Origin of the sequence: Caldimonas tepidiphila (assembly GCF_003569765.1) — a bacterium.
Lineage (GTDB): Bacteria > Pseudomonadota > Gammaproteobacteria > Burkholderiales > Burkholderiaceae_C > Caldimonas > Caldimonas tepidiphila.
In genome coordinates, this window is sequence record NZ_QXMG01000034.1 from 45268 (window position 1) to 63515 (window position 18248).

An 18248-nucleotide genomic window follows, 5' to 3' on the forward strand; every position below is an offset into this window, starting at 1 on the left:
ATCCGTGATGGGACTGAAGAAGACGAGCGACCGGACCGTGGCGCTGCACCTCGTCGAGCCGCGCGCCCACGCGCGCGACTTCGAGGGGCTCGTCGCCCAGCTCGGCGACGAGGACGCGGAAGCGCGCCGCTGGGCCGCGCGCGACCTCGCGACGCACGAGGCCGCGGCCGCGCCGCTGTGCGCCCGGCTGGCGCGGGAGGTCGACGCGAGCGTGCGCGCCGCGCTGTTCGCGAGCCTCGCGCGCATCGGCGGCGAGCCGGTGGTGCAGGGGCTGCTGCCACTGCTGCGCAGCGAGGACGCGGCGCTGCGCAACGGCGCGATCGAGGTGCTCGCCGGGCTGCCGGCAGCGGTGGCGCCGTCGATCGACGCGCTGCTCGCGGACGCCGACGGCGACGTGCGCATCTTCGCGGTCAACCTGCTGGGCGAGCTGCGCCACGCGGACGTGCCGCGCTGGCTGGGCCGGGTGCTGCTGGAGGAGACGCAGGTCAACGTGGTCGGCGCCGCGCTGGACCTCGCTGCCGAGGTGGGCGATGAGGCGATGCTGCCGGCGCTCGAGGCGGTGCGCGCGCGCTTCGCCGACGAGCCCTACATTTCCTTCGCCGCCGAGCTGGCGCAAGAGCGGATCCGCGCGGCATGAGAACCCCGAGCGTTTCATCGGCGGCGGGGTCGGACAAGCCGACCATCTCGGACGCGGACTTCGAGAAGTTCGCCGAGTTCTTCTACCGCAAGACGGGGATGCGCTTCGACGCGGGCAAGCGCTACTTCGTCGACAAGCGCCTCGTCGAGCGCATCGAGGCGACGGGCGCGTCGAATTTCCGCGACTACTTCGTCTCGCTGCGCTTCGAGGCCTCGGGCGCGGAGCTGCAGCACCTAGTCAACTCGATGACGGTCAACGAGACCTACTTCTTCCGCGAGGCCTACCAGTTCGACTGCCTGGTGCGGCACATGCTCGACGAGGTCGCGGCGCGCAAGCAGCCGGGCGAGCGCATCCGCATCTGGTCGGTGCCCTCGTCCACCGGCGAGGAGCCGTACTCGATCGCGATCTACCTGCTCGAGCGCTGGGCGCAGATCGACGCCTACGAGGTCGAGATCCTGTCCTCGGACATCGACACCAACGTGCTCGCCGCGGCGCAGCGCGGCGTGTTCTCGCAGCGCTCGGTGGCGCAGCTGCCCCAGGCCTACCTCGACAAGTACTTCAAGCCGATGCCCGACGGGCAGTGGCGCATCTCGCGCGAGCTGGTCGAGTCGGTCGAGTTCAGCCGCGTCAACCTCACCGACGCGAACGACACGCGGCGCTTCCGCGACATCGACGTGATCTTCTGCCGCAACCTGCTGATCTATTTCGACGACCTGTCGCGGCGCGTCGCCGCCGAGGCGATGTACGACGCGCTGGTGCCCGGGGGCTTCATCTGCCTGGGTCATTCGGAGTCGATGAGCCGGATCTCGTCGCTGTTCAACGTGCGCCGCTTCCCCGACGCCATGGTTCACCAGAGGCCCCTGAAATGACCCGCATCCTCGTCATCGACGATGCCGCCACCGTGCGCATGTACCACCGCAAGCTGCTCGCCGACGCGGGCTGGCAGGTCGAGGAGGCCGGAAACGGGCTCGAGGGGCTGGAGCAGGTGCACGCGCAGGCCGGGGACGCGGCCTTCGACCTCTACGTCGTGGACATCAACATGCCCAAGATGGACGGCTACAGCTTCGTGCGCGAGCTGCGCCGACTGCCCGCGCGCCACCAGGCGCCGGTGGTGATGGTCTCCACCGAGGCGCAGGTGCAGGACCGCAGCGCGGCGCTGGCCGCGGGCGCCAACGCCTATCTCGTCAAACCCGCGCGGCCAGGGGCGCTCGTGCTCACCGCCGCGCTGCTGCTCGGCGAGCGCGCGACCGCGCTGCGCGCCGCCCGGAAGGTGCCGCAATGAATGCCGCCGAACTCCTCGACCAGTTCGTCACCGAGGCGCGCGAGTGCCTGGAGGCGATCGGCCAGCGCCTGCTCGACGTCGAGCGCGATCCAGCCAACGCGGCGCTGCTCAACGACCTGTTCCGCTCGGTGCACACGCTCAAGGGCAACTGCGGCCTGTTCGAGTTCAAGGCGCTCGAGCGCGTGGTGCATGCCGGCGAGGACGTCCTCGACCGGGTGCGCCACGGCGAGCTGGCCTACGGGCCCGACCTCGCCGACGCGCTGCTCGAGGCGATGGACTACACCGCCGAGCTCGTCGACCGCATCGAGCGCCAGGGCTCGCTCGACGGCGCCGCCGAGGACCGTTCGCACCGGCTCGCCAGCGCGCTGCGCAGCCTGCTCGACGGCGCGGTGCCCGCCCCGGCGGCGCAGGCGGTGGTGAGGCCGCAGGCGCAGCCGGCGGCCGCGCCGCACTGGCTCGCCCGCCTGCCTCGGGAGCTGCTCGACGCGCACGAGGGCGCCACCGCGCTGCGCTACCTGCCCGAGGCCGAGTGCTTCTTCAAGGGCGAGGACCCGTGGCGCCTGGTGCTGACGGCGCCGGGGCTCGAGCACGTGCAGGCGCTGCCGGCCGTGCCCTGGCCGCAGGGGGAGGGTTTCGCCGACTGGGACTGCTACCGCTGCAACCTCGATCTCGTGCTGCTGAGCACGGCGCCGCTGGCGGATCTGCAGCAGCACTTCCGCTTCGTGCCGGAGCAGCTGCAGTGGCATGCGGTGGCGGCCGACGCGGGCGACAGCCCCGTGCTGCGCGAGCAGGCGCTGCGGCTGTGGGGCGAGCAGATCGAGCTGCTGTCGCGCAGCGGCGGCAGCCCCGGTGCGACCGAGGCGGGCCGCCGCGCGCTGCGCGGGCTGCTGCAGGCGGCCCCGGCCGAGGGCGGCGCGGCGCTCGCCGCGCTCGACGCGCTGCCCGCGGGCGTCGCGGCGGCGGAGCTCGCCGCCTGGGCGCGCCGCCACGGCCCCGCGGCGGTCGGCGCCGAGGCGCAGGCGGCGGACGCCGCCGAGGCCGGCGAGGCGCGCCGCGACGAGGAGGGCGGCGGCGAGCGCACTCAGCGCGTGCTCAAGGTCGGCCAGGAGAAGATCGACCGGCTGATGGACCTGATCGGCGAGATGGTGGTGGCCAAGAACGCGCTGCCCTACCTGGCCGAGCGCGCCGAGAGCGTGTTCGCGCAGCGCGAGCTGGCGCGCGAGATCAAGGCGCAGTACTCGGTCATCAACCGCATCGCCGAGGACATGCAGCGCGCCATCATGGAGGTGCGCATGCTGCCCGTGGGCGTGATCTTCCAGCGCTTCGGCCGGCTGGTGCGCGACATCTCGAAGAAGCTCGGCAAGGAGGTGCAGCTCCTCATCGAGGGCGAGGACACCGAGGCCGACAAGAACGTGATCGAGGCACTGGCCGACCCGCTGATCCATGTGCTGCGCAACAGCCTGGACCACGGCATCGAGCCGCCGGCGCGGCGCCTGGCCGCCGGCAAGCCGGCGCAGGGCACGATCCGCATCCGCGCCCGGCAGGACAGCGACCGCGTCGTGATCGAGATCGACGACGACGGCGCCGGCGTCGACGCGGCGCGGGTGCGCGAGAAGGCGGTGGCGCAGGGGCTGGTGCCGGCCGAGCGCGCCGCGACGCTCTCCGACGAGGACGCGGTGCAGCTAATCTTCCTGCCCGGCTTCTCGACCGCCGAGACGATCTCCGACCTCTCCGGGCGCGGCGTCGGCATGGACGTGGTGCGCACCGCGGTCGAGCGCGTCAACGGCCAGGTCGCGCTGTCGAGCCGCAGCGGGCTGGGCACGACGATCCGGCTGTCGCTGCCGCTGTCGATGGCGGTCACCAACGTGATGATCGTCGAGGCCGCGGGCCGCCGCTTCGGCGTGCCGATGGACCTGATCGTCGAGACGGTGCGCGTGCACGCCGAGGACATCCACCGCTTCAAGCAGGCACGCACCGCGGTGCTGCGCGGGCGCATCGTGCCGCTGCGCGGCCTCGGGGAGCTGCTCGCGCTCGACGCGCCGGAGCTCGCCAACGACGACGGCGAGCTTGCCGTGCTGGTGGTGCGCATCGCCGGCGAGAACGTCGGCCTGGTGGTCGACCAGTTCCACGGCGCCAGCGACATCATCCTCAAGCCGCTCGAGGGCGTGCTCGCCGGCCTCACCGGCTTCGCCGGCACCGCGCTGATGGGCGACGGCAGCGTGCTGATGGTGCTCAACCCGAAGGAGCTGATCTGATGGGCATCCGTTATCTCAAGGAACACGCCGCGCTGGAAGGCCAGGTGACGGTGGAGGACGCGGAGGCGCTGATGCAGTACCTGCGCGAGGCGGAGAAGCCGACGGTGCATCTCGGCCGTTGCGAGCACCTGCATGCGGCGGTGCTGCAGGTGCTGCTGGCGCTCGCGCCGCGCATCGACGCGCTGCCGGCGGACCCGTGGCTGGCGGCCGTGCTCGGCGCGGCCGGCGAGGAGCAGCCATGTCCGGCCTGAGGACCCTGGTGCAGGACGCGGCGGCGGCCGCCCCGTCGCTGTGGCGGCGCTTCGCGCTGCGCTGGCCCCGGCGCGCGCCCGGGCCGGCGGCGATCGTCCCCGCCGCCGACGAGCCCTGCCTCGCCACCGGGCGCATGGGCGAGCTCGACGCGCAGGTCTACGCCCAGCTGCAGCGCGCCATCTCGCTGTCGGAGACGCAGGCGCTCGACGGCATGGCGCGCGCGGGCGACTTGCGGCGCCTGTCGTCGCGGCTGGTGGACTACCTGCAGCATGCCCGCGAGCAGAGCGAGGCGATGCAGGAAGGCATCGAGCAGAACGCGGCGATCATCGCCGAGCTCGGCGCCTTCGTGCGGCAGCTGCCGCTGCAGATCGCCGAGGAGCGCCAGCATTTCGGCCGCCTCGTGAGCGAGGTGAAGAAGCTGCAGGATCTCACCGACACGATCCGCCGCATGGCGCGCCAGACCGAGATCCTGGCGATCAACGCCGCGATCGAGGCGGCCCGTGGCGGCGAGGCCGGCCGGGGCTTCGCGGTGCTCGCCGGCGAGGTGCGGCGGCTCGCGACCGAGTCGAACGCGACCGCCGGGCGCATCGACCACGACATCGCCGCGCTGGTGAAGACGGTCGAGAACGGCTACAGCGAGGAGTTCCAGGCCCGCACCCGGCACAACGAGGCCGAGTCCGCGCGCCTGTCGGCGCTAACGCGCCAGCTCGACGAGAGCTACGTCGACATGCGCGAGTTCTACCGCATGCTGATGACCGCGGTGACGCAGCACAACACCGAACTCGACCACGGCATCGCCGGGCTGCTCGACACGGCGCAGTTCCACGACGTGTTCAAGCAGATCGTCGACCGCGTCGCGCCCGCCTTCGACGCGCGCCAGGCCCTCGCGGCCGAGCTGGTCGCGCGGCTGCGCGGCGGCCGGCTGCACAACCCCGACCTCGACGAGCGCGCACAGGCGCTGGTGGCCGACTACCTGGCCAGCGAGGCGCTGCACCGCGACCCCGACGCGGCGACCGAGGCCCAGCCCGGCGAGCCGGGTGCGCGCATCGAACTGTTCTGAAGGAGGCCCCGCATGGCCCGCATCCTGTTGATCGACGACGACGAGCTGCTGCGCGACACCGTGCACCAGATGCTGGAGCTCGACGGACACCAAGTGACCGAGGCCGCCGATGGCGGCGAGGGGCTGCGGCGCTTCGCGCAGGGCCGCTTCGACCTGGTGATCACCGACGTGCTGATGCCGCAGGTCGACGGCGCGCAGGTGATCGTCGAGCTGCGCCGCAGCCACGCGGCGCTGCCGATCCTCGCGATCTCGGGCGGGCGGCGCGTGCTGTCGCCCGAGTTCAACCTGCACACCGCCGACCTCGCCGGCGCGACGCACCGGCTGGCCAAGCCCTTCGGGCGCGCGCAGCTGCAGCAGGCGGTCGCGCAGGCGCTCGGCGCCTGAGCCGCGGAGCAAGACGATGGATGCTCCTGCGATCCTGCACCGCAACAACGTCCGCATCCGCGGCGAGGGGCGGCGGGTGCTGCTCTTTGCGCACGGCTTCGGCTGCGACCAGTCGATGTGGCGGCACGTCGCGCCGGCCTTCGAGGCCGGCTGGCGCGTGGCGTGCTTCGACCATGTCGGTGCCGGCCGCTCGGACCGCGCCGCCTACGACAGCCGCCACGGCAGCCTCGAGGGCTACGCGCAGGACGTGATCGGGATCTGCGAGGCGCTGGGGGGCGACCCGGTCTGCTTCGTCGGCCATTCGGTGGGTGCGATGATCGGCGTGCTGGCCGCGCTGCGCGCGCCGCAGCGCTTCGAGCGCCTGGTGCTCGTCGCCCCGTCGCCCTGCTACCTCGACGACCCGCCGCACTACCGCGGCGGCTTCGCTCGCACCGACCTGGAGGGCCTGCTCGAGCTGATGGACCGCAACCACCTCGGCTGGGCCAGCTTCCTCGCCGCCACCGTGATGCAGAACCCGGAGCGCCCGGAGCTCGCCGAGGAGCTGCGCGAGAGCTTCTGCGCGCTCGACCCGCTGATCACGCGCGAGTTCGCGCGCGTCACCTTCCTCTCCGACCATCGCGCGCTGCTGCCCGAGCTGCGCACGCCGGCGCTGATCATGCAGTGCGCGCAGGACATGGTCGTGCCGGCCGAGGTGGGCGAGTACCTGCACCGGCAGCTGCGCGGCAGCACGCTGGTGCGCATGCGCGCCACCGGCCACTGCCCGCATGTGAGCCATCCGCAGGAGACGCGCGCGGTGATCGCCGACTACCTGGCGCAGGCCGCCGCCTGATCCCCGATGCCGCACTCAGCCCAGGAACTGCCGCTCGACCCCGACACGATGCCGTGCGGGCTGCTCAGCATCGCGGACGACGGGCGCGTGCTCGCCGCGAACGCGACGCTGCTGCACATGCTGCAGCTGCCGCCCGGCGCGTTGCAGGGGCGCCGCTTCGATGAGCTGCTGAGCCCGGGCGCGCGCATCTATCACCAGATGGTGCTGCGGCCGGCGCTGCAGCTCGAGGGCCGTGTCGAGGAGGCCTCGCTGATCCTGCGCGCCGCCGACGGCAGCGACGTGCACGTGCTCTTCAACGCCAGCCGCAGGCTGCAGGGCGAGGGCGACGGCGGGGCGAGCGACTGCGTGCTGCTGCGCCTGGAGCAGCGCAAGGCGCTGGAGGACAAGCTGCTGCTGGCGCAGCGCACCGCGGAGCAGATGCCGGGCGTGCTGTTCCGGCTGGTGAGCGACGCGCACGGCCGCTACCGCCTGCCCTATGCGAGCAAGGGCCTCGCCGAGCTGAGCGGGGTGGAGCCGGCGACGCTGGTCGACGACGCCTCGCCGCTTTTCCTCGCGGTCCATCCGGACGACCGGGAGGACCTGAAGGCCGGGCTCGAGCGCAGCCGCGCGACGCTGCGCACGCAGCCGGCGACGCTGCGCCTCATCGGCGCCGGGCAGCGCGTGCGCTGGGTGCGGGTGCACAGCCAGGTGCACCAGGAGCTCGGCGAAGCGGTGGTCTGGCAGGGCGCGATCTACGACGTGACCCAGCAGCGCCAGATCGACGAGCGGCTGCGCGAGTTCGACAAGCTCCAGGCGATCGCGACGCTGGCGGCCGGCATCGCGCACGACTTCAACAACCTGCTCGGCTCGATCATGGGGCTCGCGGAGCTGTGCCAACTCGAGGCGGCCGAGGGCTCGCGCCAGGCGCGCAACCTCGCGCGCATCCTGTCCGCGAGCCACAAGGCGGGCGCGCTCGTGCGGCAGCTGCTGGATTTCTCGCGCCAGACGCCGCAGCAGATCGAGACGCTGGCGCTGGACGAGCTGCTCGAGCGCAGCCGCCCGCTGTTCGAGGCCGGCCTGCCGCCCGGCGTGCGGCTGAGCGTGAAGGCCGCGGCCGGATGCTGGGTGCGGGTCGATGCGGTGCGCATGGAGCAGGCGCTGCTCAACCTCGTGAACAACGCCGTGCACGCGATGCGCAGCCGCGGCGGGCTGGTGCGCATCGTGGCCGATCTCGTGCCCGCGCCGCCCGAGGTCGACCCCGTGCCCGGGCGGCGCAAGATGGCGCGGCTGCGCGTGATCGACGACGGCGAGGGCATCCCGCCGGAGTTGCAGCCCAAGATCTTCGAACCCTTTTTCACCACCAAGCCTGTCGGCGAGGGCACCGGCCTCGGGCTGGCGGCGGTGCACGGCATCGTCACCAGCCACGGCGGCCGCGTCACCGTCGTCAGCCACCCCGGGGTGGGCAGCGTCTTCAGCCTGCTGCTGCCCTGGGCATGTCCCCAGGCGGCGGAGAGTCCCCGCCACCCGAACGAAGAAAGCAAACGATGAAACACCTCCTGATCGTCGACGATTCCGCCACCATGCTGATGAGCCTCAAGTCCTCGCTGGAGATCGCCGGCTTCAAGGTCGACACCGCCGCCGACGGCGCCCAGGCGCTCGACAAGCTCAAGGCCGGCCTCAAGCCCGACCTGATGATCACCGACATCAACATGCCGAAGATGGACGGGCTGGAGCTGATCCGGGCGGCACGCCAGATCCTGCGCTTCACGCCCATCCTCGCGCTCACCACCGAGAGCCAGCAGGCCAAGCGCGACGAGGCGAAGAAGCTCGGCGCGAGCGGCTGGCTGGTCAAGCCGATCGGCAGCGCCGACCTCGTGAAGGTGATCAGGCAGCTGCTGCCGGGCGCCTGAGCGCCGCGGCCGCGCGCCGCGCACCGGGCGGGCGCCCTGCGCTGCCTCATTTCGAGGCAGTGCAGGAAAAACCTTCTGCAACAACTACTTGCACCCGCCGCCACCAAGTTGTCCACAAGCCTGTCAACGAGGCATGGGGAAAACCCGAAAGAGGAGGCGAACGCAGGAAACCGGCCCGGCCCGCGCCGCTCACACCCCCAGGTAGCGTCCCAGCTCCTCGGGGCGCTGCTGCAGCTCGCCGGCCGGGCCCTCGAGCACCCGGCGGCCCTTCTCGAGCACGAGCAGCCGGTCGGAGTGGGCCATCACGGTGCGGTAGTTGCGGTCCACCACCAGGGTGGCCAGGCCGCTGCGGCGGATCTCGCCGATCACGCGCCAGATCTCGTTGACGATCAGCGGCGCGAGGCCCTCGGTGGCCTCGTCGAGGATGATCGCGTCCGGGTTGGTCATCAGCGCGCGGCCGATCGAGAGCATCTGCTGCTCGCCGCCGGAGAGCTGCGAGCCGAGGTTGCCGAGCCGCTCGGACAGGCGCGGGAAGGTCTCGAGGATGCGCTCGAAGGTCCAGTCGCGCTGGCCGCGCAGGCCCGCCCGCGCCGCCATCACGAGGTTCTCCTTGACGGTGAGCGTCGGGAAGATGCCACGGCCCTCGGGCACGTAGGCGATTCCGAGCTTGGCCACCTCGTAGGGCTGTCCCTTCGAGAGGTCGCGGCCCTGCACGCGGATGCGGCCCTCGCGCTGGCGCACGTGGCCGAGCAGGGTGCGGATCAGCGTGGACTTGCCCATGCCGTTGCGCCCGAGCAGGCCGACCGTCTCGCCGCGGTGCAGGCGGAAATCGATGCCGTGCAGGATGTGGCTGCTGCCGTACCAGGCGTGCAGTCCCTGCGCGTCGATCAGCGGCTCGCCGGAGGTCGTCTTGTCGTTCATCGCGGGGCCCTCAGGCGTGCTCGCCCAGGTAGGCGTTCTGCACGTCGCGGTTGCTGCGGATCGCGCCGGGGGCGTCCGACGCGATCACCATGCCGTTGACCATCACGGTGATGCGGTCCGCGACCGCGAACACCGCGTCCATGTCGTGCTCGACGAGCAGGATCGCGTGGCCCTCGCGCAGCCGGCGCAGCAGCGCGAGCATGCGCTCCGACTCCTCGGCGCCCATGCCGGCGAGCGGCTCGTCGAGCAGCAGCACGCGCGGCTGCGTCGCGAGGCACATCGCCACCTCGAGCTGGCGCTTCTGGCCATGCGACAGGCTCGCGGCGGGCCGGTTCGCGGCGGCGGCGAGGCCGGCGCGCTCCATCGCCTCGTCGGCGCGCCCGCAGCTCAAGGCGCAGGCCTGCGCCGACTGCCAGACCTTCCACGGATGCTGCGCGTGCGTCTGCGCGGCGAGCCGGCAGTTCTCGCGCACCGTCAGCGGCAGGAAGATGTTGTTGCGCTGGTAGCTGCGCCCGAGCCCGGCCTTCGCGCGCCTCGGCTGCGACCAGGCGGTGATGTCCTCGCCCATCAGCCGCACCGTGCCCGAGCTCGCCGCAAGCTCCCCGGACAGCAGGTTGATCAGCGTGGACTTGCCGGCGCCGTTGGTGCCGATCACGGCATGGATCTGGTCGGCGGCGAGGTCGAGCGACACGTCCTCGACCGCCTTGAGCGCGCCGAAGCGGCGGGTGAGCGCGCTGGCGCTGAGCATCGGGGTGCTGCTGCTCATGGCGTCTGCTCCTTGTGCTGGGGCGTGATCTGCGGGGTGCCGTCGCCGCCGCGGGCCGGGGGACGCGCCGCCGGGCGGGCGGGCGGGGCTTCTGTTGCGGGGGCGGCCGGGCGGCGGGCAAGCCGCTGGCGCAGCGAGGCGATGCCGCCGGCGAGGCCCTGCGGCATCAGCGCGACGACGAGGATGATGAAGCCACCCATCAGCAGCTGCCAGTGCTTGGTCAGCGAGGAGAACCACTCCGACAGCAGCACGAAGGAGAAGGCGCCCATCACCGCGCCGGGCAGGCTCCCGAGGCCGCCGAGGATGATCATCAGCAGCGCGTTGCCCGACTGGTGCCAGGACAGGATCTCCGGGTTCACGTAGCCGTGCTGGATCGCGAACAGGAAGCCCGCGACGCCGGCGAGCGCGCCCGCGATCACGAAGCTCGCGAGCTTGTAGCCGGTGGTCGCGAAGCCGGTGGCGCGCATGCGCTGCTCGTTGTGCTTGATGCCGACGAGCGCGTGGCCGAGGCGCGAGCGCAGCACCAGGCCGAGCACGCCCGCGGTCAGGCCCATCAGCGCGAGCGTGAACCAGTAGAAGTGCGCGGGCTGCTCCAGGTCCAGCGGCTTCCAGCCCAGCAGCGAGAACTCGGGCTTGAAGTAGATGTAGGTGCCGTCGCTGCCGCCGAAGGCATCGGTGTCGTGGAACACGAAGTACACGAGCTGCGCGAAGGCGAGCGTCACCATGATGAAGTAGATGCCGCGCGTCCTCATTACGAGCGAGCCGATCACGAGCGCGAGCAGCGCCGAGCCGCCCACCGAGGCCGCGAGCAGCCACCAGCCGTTGCCGGCCTCGGACTGCGGCGCGAGCATCGCCACCATGTAGCTCGCGAAGCCGAAGAAGGCGGCGTGGCCGAGGCTCACGAGGCCGGTGAAGCCGACCAGCAGCTGCAGGCTCAGCGCGAAGATCGCCATGATCAGCACCTTGGCGCCGAGCTCCATGTGGAACTCGCCGCCGATCGGCTCGGGCATCACCGGCAGCAGCGCCAGCAGCCCGATCGCGACGAGCCAGCCGAGGAGGGAAGTTCTCGTCATCTCAGGTCCCCTGCTTGAACAGGCCTTCGGGCTTCCACAGCAGGATCACCGCCATCAGCACGTAGACCAGGGCGCCGGCCGCCTGCTGCCAGAACACCTTGCCGAAGGTGTCGACGAAGCCGATCAGCAGCGCCGCGACCAGCGCGCCCTTGACCGAGCCGATGCCGCCGATCACGACCACCACGAAGCTTAGGATCAGCACCGAGCTGCCCATGCCCGGATAGACCGAGGCGACGGGCGCGGCGATCATGCCGGCGAGCACCGCGAGCGCCACGCCGCCGGCGAACACGAGCCGGTAGAGCAGCGAGATGTTGATGCCGAGCGACTGCACCATCTCGCGGTTGGTCGAGCCCGCGCGCACCATCATCCCGAGGCGCGTCTTCTGGATCATGAAGTACATGCCGGCTGCCAGCGCGAGGCACACGCCCGAGATGAAGAGCCGGTAGACGGGATAGCTCATGTCGTTGCCGATCTCGATCGAGCCGGCCAGCCACGAGGGCACGGCCACGCCGTGCACGTCGTCGCCGACGAGGATCGAGCGCAGCTCCTCGAACACCAGGATCAGGCCGTAGGTCATCAGCACCTGCTGCAGGTGCTCGCGCTCGTAGAGGAAGCTGAAGAAGCCCCATTCGAGCAGGTAGCCGAAGGCGACCGCGAGCACGATGCCCAGCAGCAGCGCGACGAGGAAGTTGCCGGTGAGCGAGGCCAGCGTGAACGCCATGTAGGCGCCGATCATGTAGAAGCTGCCGTGGGCGAGGTTGATCACGCCCATGATGCCGAAGATGAGCGTCAGGCCGCTGGCCACGAGGAACAGGAGCAGTCCGTACTGCACGCTGTTGAGGCACTGGATCAGGAAGGTGGTCAGGTCCATGCGGGGTGCTCCCGCCGGGAAGGAGGGAAGGGGGCAGGCCGGCTTACTGCGTCATGCGGCAGCCGCGTGCCGGGTCGGCCAGGTTCTTGGCCGCGACGCTCACCACGCGGTTCTCCTTGCCTTCCACCTTGCGCAGGTAGATGTCCTGCACCGGGTTGTGCGCCTTGGACATCGTGAAGCTGCCGCGCGGGCTGTCGATCCTGGCCTGCTCCATGCCCTTGACCACCGCGTCGCGCTTCTTGATGTCGCCGCCGGCGGCCTGCAGGCCGGCCGCGAGCATCTGCGCCGCGTCGTAGCCCTGCACCGCGTAGACGTCGGGCTGCAGCTTGTAGGTCTTCGCGTAGTTCAGCCGGAAGGTCTTGTCCTTGGCGTTGTTCAGGCCGTCGGCGTAGTGCAGCGTGGTCAGCAGCCCTTCCGCCGCCGCGCCCTGCGCTTCCAGGGTGCCGTCGGTCAGGAAGCCGGCGCCGTAGAGCGGGATCCTGCCCTTGAGGCCCGCCGCGGCGTAGTCCTTGACGAACTTGACCGCGCCGCCGCCGGCGAAGAAGACGTAGACCGCGTCGGGCTTGAGCGCGGCGATCTCGGTCAGCAGCGACTGGAACTCGACGTTCGGGAAGGGCAGGTTCAGCTCGCGCACGACCTTGCCGCCCTTGGATTCGAAGCCCTCCTTGAAGCCGCGCACCGACTCGTCGCCGGCGGCGTACTTCCAGGTCAGCGTCACCGCCGTCTTGTGCTTCTGCTGCTCGGCGGCCACCAGGCCCATCGCGTAGGCGGGCTGCCAGTTCGAGAACGAGGAGCGGAAGATGTTCGGCGCGCACAGCGGGCCGGTGACGGCGTCGGCGCCGGCGTTGGGCACGATCAGCAGCGTGTTGGTGTCCTTGGCGACCTTGGCCATGGCCATCGCGACTCCGGAGTGCACGGTGCCGACGAGCACGTCGACCTGGTCGCGCTTGACGAGCTTGTTGGCGTTCTCGGGGCCCTTGGCCGGGTCGGACTCGTCGTCGACCTTGAAGAACTCGATCTCGCGGCCCCCGATCTTGCCGCCCTGTTCCTGCACGTAGAGGCGGAAGCCGTTCTCGATCGCGGTGCCGAGCGCGGCGAAGGTGCCGGTGTAGGGCAGCATCAGGCCGACCTTGATCTTCTCGTTGGCCTGGGCGTGCGCCCCGGCGCTCAGCGTGGCGGCCAGCGCGGCCGCGGCAAGCAGGGTGAGCGAACGACGACGGGTGTTCATGGCTTTGTCTCCTTCGGATGGGCCCGGACCGGGCTCAGGGATGCGAGGTCGCGCCGGTCTTCGCCGGCGTCTTGTTCGAATGGGGTTCCGCGCGGGCGTGGCCGCGCAGGAAGGCGGCGACGGCGCGCATCAGCGCCGCGGGCTGGTCGCGGTGCGGCGAGTGGCCGCAGTCGTCGAGCTTGAGCAGCTGCGCCTGCGGCACCGCGTCGGCGATGCCGTCGATCTGCGCCATCGTGCCGTACTCGTCGTCCCGGCCCTGGATCGCCAGCACCGGGCAGCGGATCTGCGGCAGCAGCGGCTCGATGTTCCAGCGCCGGAAGCCGGGATCGAGCCAGACGTCGTTCCAGCCCCAGAAGGCCGAGTCGGGGTCGGCGTGGTAGCGCGCGAGCTTGGCGCGCAGCTCGGTCGTGACGTAGCCGTCGCGCGCCATCTCGATGCTCGCCACCGTCATGTCCTCGACGAAGATGTGCGGCGCGGCGACGACGAGGCCGCCCACGCGATCGGGGAAGCTCGCCGCATGGATCAGCGCGATCGAGCCGCCGTCGCTGTGGCCGTAGAACCAGGGCCGGTCCGCCGCCGCGTCGTGGCCGATCGCCTCGAGGAAGGCCGGCAGGAACTCGCGCGCCTGCCGGTGCATGAAGTCCACCGGCCACTTCTCGTGGCCCTCGCGCGGGCTGGACTGGCCGTAGCCCCAGCGCGACAGCACGAGGCCGCGGCAGCCCGCCGCCTCGCACAGCGCGCGCGGAAAGTCCTTCCACATCGTCACCGAGCCGAGGCCCTCGTGCAGGAACACGAGCAGCGGCTGCCCGGTGCGCTCGGGGGCGATGGGGGCGTACTCGATGCGGTGCCGGTGCCCGGCCCAGGCGACGTCGGCGAACTGCACCGGGCCCTGCAGCGTCGGGGTGCGGCTCATCCGCGCACCTCCTGCCGCGCCTCTTGCCGCGCCTCCTGGGCGCGCAACCTGAAACGCTGGATCTTGCCGGTGGCGGTCTTGGGCAGCTCGGCCACGAACTCGATCTGGCGCGGGTACTTGTGCGGCGCGAGCCGGCTCTTGACGAAGGCCTTGAGCTCGGCCTGCATCGCGTCGCCGCCGTCGCGACCGGCCTTGAGCACGACGAAGGCCTTGGTCTTGGTCAGCCCCTCGGCGTCGGGCACGCCGATCACCGCCGCCTCGAGCACGTCGGGGTGCTGCACGAGCGTGGCCTCGACCTCGAAGGGCGAGACGTAGATGCCGCTGACCTTGAGCATGTCGTCGCTGCGGCCGGCGTAGGTGTAGTAGCCCTCGGCGTCGCGGCTGTACTTGTCGCCGCTCTTGGTCCAGCCGCCCTGGAAGGTCTCGCGCGACTTCTCGCGGTTGTTCCAGTACATCAGCGCCGCGCTCGGGCCCTTGATGTAGAGGTCGCCGATCTCGCCGTCGCCCACGGGCCGCCCGTCCTCGCCGCGCAGCTCGACCTCGTAGCCCGCGACCGGGCGGCCGGTGGTGCCGTAGCGCACGTCGCCGGGGTGGTTGGAGAGGAAGATGTGCAGCATCTCGGTGGAGCCGATGCCGTCGATGATCTCGCAGCCGAAGTGCGCGGTCCAGCGCTCGCCGATGTCCTGCGGCAGCGCCTCGCCGGCCGACGAGCACATGCGCAGCGCGACCTGCTCGCGCGCGGGCAGGTTCGGCGAGGCGAGCATGCCGGCATAGCCGGTGGGCGCGCCGAAGAAGATCGTGGGCCGGCGCTCGACCATGCGCCTGAAGCAGGCGTCGGGCGTCGGGCGCTCGGCCATCAGCACGACGGTGGCGCCGACGCTCAGCGGGAAGGTCAGCGCGTTGCCGAGGCCGTAGGCGAAGAAGAGCTTGGCCGCGGAGAAGCAGGTGTCGTCCTCGCTCATGCCGAGCACCGGCTTGGCGTACAGCTCCGCGGTCCAGTACGGGTTGGCGTGCGTGTGCACCGTGCCCTTGGGCCGGCCGGTGGAGCCCGACGAGTAGAGCCAGAAGCCCGGCTCGTCGGCGAGCGTCGCCGCGGGCGCGGCGAGCGGCTCGGCACCGGCGAGCAGCGCGTCGAAGGCGCGGGCGCCCGCGGGCAGCTCGCCGCCCGGGCGCGAGACGATCAGCTCGCGCAGTTCGTGCGGGCCCTTCGCCATCGCCGACTGCAGCGTCGGCAGCAGCGCGGCCGAGACCAGCGCGGCCTGCGCACGGCTGTTCGCCAGCATGTAGGCGTAGTCCTCGGCGGTCAGCAGCGTGTTGACGGCCACCGGCACGAGGCCGGCGTACATCGCGCCGAGGAAGCTCACGGGCCAGTCCTTGCAGTCGTGCATCAGCAGCAGCACGCGGTCCTCGCGACGCAGCCCGAGCGACAGCAGCCCGGCGGCGGCGCGGCGGATGCGCTCGGCGAGCTCGCCGTAGCTCAGCGCGTCGTGGTCGTCGATGAACGCCGTCTTCTGCGCGCGCGCGGCATTGGCCTCGATCAGGTGCTGCGCGAAGTTGAACGCGTTCGGCGGGGCGGGGGGCAGCTCGGCCATCATGGACTTGTCTCCTCCTGGTGTTCCGGGATGTCGGTTCGCGGGGGCGCGCGCGGGGTTCAGGAAGCGGGCCGGCCGGCGGCCACGAGGGCGTCGAGCGCGGCGGTGGCGGCCTGCACCGCGCTCATGCGCCGGCCTTCGTGAACTGGATGCTGCCCTCGGGCAGCAGGTAGAGCACCAGCGCGCGGCCGGTGGTGACGGTGGGCCTGTGGGCGCTGCCGGGCGGGTAGACCTTCCAGCCGGCGGGCGTGCCGTCGAAGCGCGCGTCGGGCGTCAGCGGCATCACCAGGTCGAGCTCGCCGTTGGGGTGGCTGTGGTGCGGGCCGATGCAGTCCTGCATGTCGACCACGTCGACCGAGAACTGCGCCGTCTCGGCCGAGGGCTTGACGACGCGGCCCCAGCGGATGCCGCCCGCCTCGTGCCTGCACATCCAGCCCTCGCGCACCCCGGCCTCGCAGGCGGCCTTCATGTCGCGGAACCAGTGCGACGCCGGGCCGTAGCTCGCGTTGAGCCAGTCCTCGAGGGCGGCGTCCACCGGGCGCCCCTGCAGGGCCTGGGTTATCGTTCGGACCAGTGACTGAAACTGCTGCTCGCTCATCGCTGCCAAGTCCCTTTTCGTCGAATCGCTCCGTTGCCCGGGGAGGGGTCATGCAGTATCGTGCATGTTAAAGGACGATACGCGTGGGGTATGATCTGTGTCAAGAAAAATAGTGCATGTGTGGGGTAAACACCAAGCCTCGTTCGCGAGGCCGGGAAGAGCGTCGTCATGAAAGAAGAATCGCGCCTCGTTGATGCGATGGGCAGGGCGGACGAGGCCGCCGAAGGCAAGGACGCCTACCTCGTCGCGCTCGGCGAGCGCATCCGCAGCCTGCGCTCGCGCCGCGGCCTGACGCGCAAGGCGACCGCGCTCGCGGCCGACATCTCGGAGCGTCATCTCGCGAACCTCGAGCTCGGCACCGGCAACGCCTCGATCCTGGTGCTGCAACAGGTGGCGGGGGCGCTGCAGTGCTCGCTCGCCGAGATCACCGGCGACATGACCACCGCGTCGCCGGAATGGCTGATGATCCGCGAGCTGCTCGCGGGCCGCTCGGAGGCGGAACTGCACCGGGCGCGCGTCAAGCTCTCGGAGCTGTTCGGCGCCAGCACCGGCGACGACCGGACGCGGCGCTCGCGCATCGCGCTGGTGGGCCTGCGCGGCGCCGGCAAGTCCACGCTCGGCCGCATGCTCGCCGAGGACCTGGGCTATCCCTTCGTCGAGCTCAGCCGCGAGATCGAGAAGGTCGCCGGCTGCAGCATCGTCGAGATCCACTCGCTCTACGGCACCAACGCCTACCGCCGCTACGAGCGCCGCGCGCTCGAGGAGACGGTGCAGCTCTACCCGGAGGTGGTGATCGCGACGCCTGGCGGCCTCGTGTCGGATGCCTCCACCTTCAACCTGCTGCTGTCGCTGTGCTACACGGTGTGGCTGCAGGCGGAGCCCGAGGACCACATGAAGCGCGTCGTCGCGCAGGGCGACTTCCGGCCGATGTCCGGCAGCCGCGAAGCGATGGAGGACCTGCGCCGCATCCTCGAGGGCCGCGCCGCCTTCTACGCGAAGGCCGACCTCAGCCACAACACCAGCGGCCACTCCCTCGCGGAGACCTTCGCCGGCCTGCGCAGCGCCGTGCGTCAGGCCACCGGCGTGGCGGACCGGCGCGCCTGAGCGCCGTCACCCCCGGCCTCGCCCGTCCCTTCCTCGCTCCTTCCTCTTTCCTGCGGCCGGCCTCGCGGCCCGCAGCGGGAGGGATGCGCCTTCCCGGCACCCCGCCGCCGCGGCATTCCCCTTCCTTCCTCCTTCCCCGCTTCCTGAAATGACCCTGCTGCCGGTTCATCCGGAGCAGCGCTGTGCTTGACGCAACTCAAAGCATGCAATATCGTGCAGCTCATCGAACAGTGCATGCAGTTTCATGCATGCTGACTCGCAAGGAGCACCCCTCATGACCGCCACCGCCGACACCGTCCGCGTCGACTACCAGACCGACCCGTCCCGCTACAAGCACTGGTCCTTCAGCGTCGATGGCGCGATCGCGACGCTCAAGCTAACGCTCAAGCTCGACATCGACGAGAACGGCGGCCTGCGGCCGGGCTACAAGCTCAAGCTGAACTCCTACGACCTGGGCGTGGACATCGAGCTGCACGATGCGCTCAACCGCATCCGCTTCGAGCATCCCGGGGTGCGCGCGGTGGTCGTCACCAGTGCCCGCGACCGCATCTTCTGCTCGGGCGCCAACATCTTCATGCTCGGCGTGTCCTCGCA

At 71.2% G+C, this 18248-nt stretch carries 20 protein-coding genes; 12 read left to right on the top strand and 8 right to left on the bottom strand.

The window, feature by feature from the left end; translation table 11 throughout:
• The first annotated feature begins 7 nt into the window (after window positions 1-7).
• The 10 genes from D3A59_RS17630 to D3A59_RS17675 are packed head-to-tail and all read left to right on the top strand — an operon-like array spanning window position 8 to window position 8588.
• Window positions 8-637, top strand: coding sequence for a HEAT repeat domain-containing protein (locus D3A59_RS17630; RefSeq protein ID WP_119156628.1), 630 nt, complete (start codon window positions 8-10; stop codon window positions 635-637).
• Window positions 634-1506, top strand: coding sequence for a CheR family methyltransferase (locus D3A59_RS17635; protein ID WP_119156630.1), 873 nt, complete (start codon window positions 634-636; stop codon window positions 1504-1506). The genes D3A59_RS17630 and D3A59_RS17635 overlap by 4 nt, the downstream gene beginning before the upstream one ends.
• A complete protein-coding gene (locus D3A59_RS17640; protein ID WP_119156632.1) occupies window positions 1503-1919 on the top strand; it encodes a response regulator in 417 nt (138 codons plus the stop codon). The genes D3A59_RS17635 and D3A59_RS17640 overlap by 4 nt, the downstream gene beginning before the upstream one ends.
• Window positions 1916-4174 (top strand): chemotaxis protein CheA, encoded by a 2259-nt coding sequence (locus D3A59_RS17645; protein WP_119156634.1) that lies wholly within the window; start codon window positions 1916-1918, stop codon window positions 4172-4174. The genes D3A59_RS17640 and D3A59_RS17645 overlap by 4 nt, the downstream gene beginning before the upstream one ends.
• Entirely contained in the window at window positions 4174-4425 is a 252-nt protein-coding gene (locus D3A59_RS17650; RefSeq protein ID WP_119156636.1) for a hypothetical protein, read from the top strand. Before D3A59_RS17645 ends, D3A59_RS17650 begins: the two co-directional genes overlap by 1 nt.
• Complete coding sequence (locus D3A59_RS17655; protein WP_119156638.1) at window positions 4413-5486, top strand: methyl-accepting chemotaxis protein; 1074 nt, start codon at window positions 4413-4415, stop codon at window positions 5484-5486. Before D3A59_RS17650 ends, D3A59_RS17655 begins: the two co-directional genes overlap by 13 nt.
• Before the next feature lie 12 nt (window positions 5487-5498).
• A complete protein-coding gene (locus D3A59_RS17660; RefSeq protein ID WP_119156639.1) occupies window positions 5499-5870 on the top strand; it encodes a response regulator transcription factor in 372 nt (123 codons plus the stop codon).
• A 16-nt stretch (window positions 5871-5886) separates the two neighbouring features.
• Window positions 5887-6699 carry an alpha/beta fold hydrolase gene (locus D3A59_RS17665; protein ID WP_119156641.1) on the top strand — a complete coding sequence of 271 codons (813 nt, stop codon included), beginning with the start codon at window positions 5887-5889 and terminating at the stop codon, window positions 6697-6699.
• A 6-nt stretch (window positions 6700-6705) separates the two neighbouring features.
• Window positions 6706-8226 (top strand): ATP-binding protein, encoded by a 1521-nt coding sequence (locus tag D3A59_RS17670; RefSeq protein WP_119156643.1) that lies wholly within the window; start codon window positions 6706-6708, stop codon window positions 8224-8226.
• Entirely contained in the window at window positions 8223-8588 is a 366-nt protein-coding gene (locus D3A59_RS17675; protein ID WP_119156645.1) for a response regulator, read from the top strand. Before D3A59_RS17670 ends, D3A59_RS17675 begins: the two co-directional genes overlap by 4 nt.
• Before the next feature lie 189 nt (window positions 8589-8777).
• Here the strand turns inward: D3A59_RS17675 and D3A59_RS17680 are convergent, their stop codons facing one another.
• The 8 genes from D3A59_RS17680 to D3A59_RS17715 all read right to left on the bottom strand — a co-directional run bounded on the left by D3A59_RS17680 (window position 8778) and on the right by D3A59_RS17715 (window position 16550).
• Window positions 8778-9509, bottom strand: coding sequence for an ABC transporter ATP-binding protein (locus tag D3A59_RS17680; RefSeq protein WP_119156647.1), 732 nt, complete (start codon window positions 9507-9509; stop codon window positions 8778-8780).
• A 10-nt stretch (window positions 9510-9519) separates the two neighbouring features.
• Window positions 9520-10275, bottom strand: a complete 756-nt coding sequence (locus D3A59_RS17685) for an ABC transporter ATP-binding protein (protein ID WP_119156649.1) — start codon at window positions 10273-10275, stop codon at window positions 9520-9522.
• Complete coding sequence (locus tag D3A59_RS17690; protein ID WP_119156651.1) at window positions 10272-11348, bottom strand: branched-chain amino acid ABC transporter permease; 1077 nt, start codon at window positions 11346-11348, stop codon at window positions 10272-10274. Before D3A59_RS17690 ends, D3A59_RS17685 begins: the two co-directional genes overlap by 4 nt.
• Window position 11349: 1 nt before the next feature.
• Window positions 11350-12219, bottom strand: a complete 870-nt coding sequence (locus D3A59_RS17695) for a branched-chain amino acid ABC transporter permease (protein WP_119156653.1) — start codon at window positions 12217-12219, stop codon at window positions 11350-11352.
• 43 nt (window positions 12220-12262) lie between these two features.
• Window positions 12263-13447: an ABC transporter substrate-binding protein gene (locus D3A59_RS17700; protein WP_119156654.1), complete on the bottom strand. Its 1185-nt coding sequence runs from the start codon at window positions 13445-13447 to the stop codon at window positions 12263-12265.
• 34 nt (window positions 13448-13481) lie between these two features.
• The gene (locus D3A59_RS17705) at window positions 13482-14360 is read right to left on the bottom strand and encodes an alpha/beta fold hydrolase (RefSeq protein ID WP_119156655.1); all 879 of its coding nucleotides are present in this window, start codon (window positions 14358-14360) and stop codon (window positions 13482-13484) included.
• Complete coding sequence (locus tag D3A59_RS17710; protein WP_240636105.1) at window positions 14357-15955, bottom strand: benzoate-CoA ligase family protein; 1599 nt, start codon at window positions 15953-15955, stop codon at window positions 14357-14359. The genes D3A59_RS17705 and D3A59_RS17710 overlap by 4 nt, the downstream gene beginning before the upstream one ends.
• Before the next feature lie 121 nt (window positions 15956-16076).
• The gene (locus D3A59_RS17715; RefSeq protein WP_119156656.1) at window positions 16077-16550 is read right to left on the bottom strand and encodes a 4-hydroxylaminobenzoate lyase; all 474 of its coding nucleotides are present in this window, start codon (window positions 16548-16550) and stop codon (window positions 16077-16079) included.
• Window positions 16551-16718: 168 nt separating this feature from the next.
• Between D3A59_RS17715 and D3A59_RS17720 the strand changes: the two genes are divergently transcribed.
• Window positions 16719-17654 carry a helix-turn-helix transcriptional regulator gene (locus D3A59_RS17720; protein WP_119156657.1) on the top strand — a complete coding sequence of 312 codons (936 nt, stop codon included), beginning with the start codon at window positions 16719-16721 and terminating at the stop codon, window positions 17652-17654.
• Between the two features lie 274 nt (window positions 17655-17928).
• Window positions 17929-18248: enoyl-CoA hydratase/isomerase family protein (locus tag D3A59_RS17725; protein WP_419187263.1), on the top strand; the 320-nt coding region annotated here is incomplete at its 3' end.

Excerpts from the sequence above, each read along its gene's own strand:
- D3A59_RS17630 (WP_119156628.1), top strand. The coding sequence starts at position 8 with ATGGGACTGAAGAAGACGAGCGACCGGACCGTGGCGCTGCACCTCGTC.
- D3A59_RS17635 (WP_119156630.1), top strand. The coding sequence starts at position 634 with ATGAGAACCCCGAGCGTTTCATCGGCGGCGGGGTCGGACAAGCCGACC.
- D3A59_RS17640 (WP_119156632.1), top strand. The coding sequence starts at position 1,503 with ATGACCCGCATCCTCGTCATCGACGATGCCGCCACCGTGCGCATGTAC.
- D3A59_RS17645 (WP_119156634.1), top strand. The coding sequence starts at position 1,916 with ATGAATGCCGCCGAACTCCTCGACCAGTTCGTCACCGAGGCGCGCGAG.
- D3A59_RS17650 (WP_119156636.1), top strand. The coding sequence starts at position 4,174 with ATGGGCATCCGTTATCTCAAGGAACACGCCGCGCTGGAAGGCCAGGTG.
- D3A59_RS17655 (WP_119156638.1), top strand. The coding sequence starts at position 4,413 with ATGTCCGGCCTGAGGACCCTGGTGCAGGACGCGGCGGCGGCCGCCCCG.
- D3A59_RS17660 (WP_119156639.1), top strand. The coding sequence starts at position 5,499 with ATGGCCCGCATCCTGTTGATCGACGACGACGAGCTGCTGCGCGACACC.
- D3A59_RS17665 (WP_119156641.1), top strand. The coding sequence starts at position 5,887 with ATGGATGCTCCTGCGATCCTGCACCGCAACAACGTCCGCATCCGCGGC.
- D3A59_RS17670 (WP_119156643.1), top strand. The coding sequence starts at position 6,706 with ATGCCGCACTCAGCCCAGGAACTGCCGCTCGACCCCGACACGATGCCG.
- D3A59_RS17675 (WP_119156645.1), top strand. The coding sequence starts at position 8,223 with ATGAAACACCTCCTGATCGTCGACGATTCCGCCACCATGCTGATGAGC.
- D3A59_RS17680 (WP_119156647.1), bottom strand. The coding sequence starts at position 9,509 with ATGAACGACAAGACGACCTCCGGCGAGCCGCTGATCGACGCGCAGGGA.
- D3A59_RS17685 (WP_119156649.1), bottom strand. The coding sequence starts at position 10,275 with ATGAGCAGCAGCACCCCGATGCTCAGCGCCAGCGCGCTCACCCGCCGC.
- D3A59_RS17690 (WP_119156651.1), bottom strand. The coding sequence starts at position 11,348 with ATGACGAGAACTTCCCTCCTCGGCTGGCTCGTCGCGATCGGGCTGCTG.
- D3A59_RS17695 (WP_119156653.1), bottom strand. The coding sequence starts at position 12,219 with ATGGACCTGACCACCTTCCTGATCCAGTGCCTCAACAGCGTGCAGTAC.
- D3A59_RS17700 (WP_119156654.1), bottom strand. The coding sequence starts at position 13,447 with ATGAACACCCGTCGTCGTTCGCTCACCCTGCTTGCCGCGGCCGCGCTG.
- D3A59_RS17705 (WP_119156655.1), bottom strand. The coding sequence starts at position 14,360 with ATGAGCCGCACCCCGACGCTGCAGGGCCCGGTGCAGTTCGCCGACGTC.
- D3A59_RS17710 (WP_240636105.1), bottom strand. The coding sequence starts at position 15,955 with ATGATGGCCGAGCTGCCCCCCGCCCCGCCGAACGCGTTCAACTTCGCG.
- D3A59_RS17715 (WP_119156656.1), bottom strand. The coding sequence starts at position 16,550 with ATGAGCGAGCAGCAGTTTCAGTCACTGGTCCGAACGATAACCCAGGCC.
- D3A59_RS17720 (WP_119156657.1), top strand. The coding sequence starts at position 16,719 with ATGAAAGAAGAATCGCGCCTCGTTGATGCGATGGGCAGGGCGGACGAG.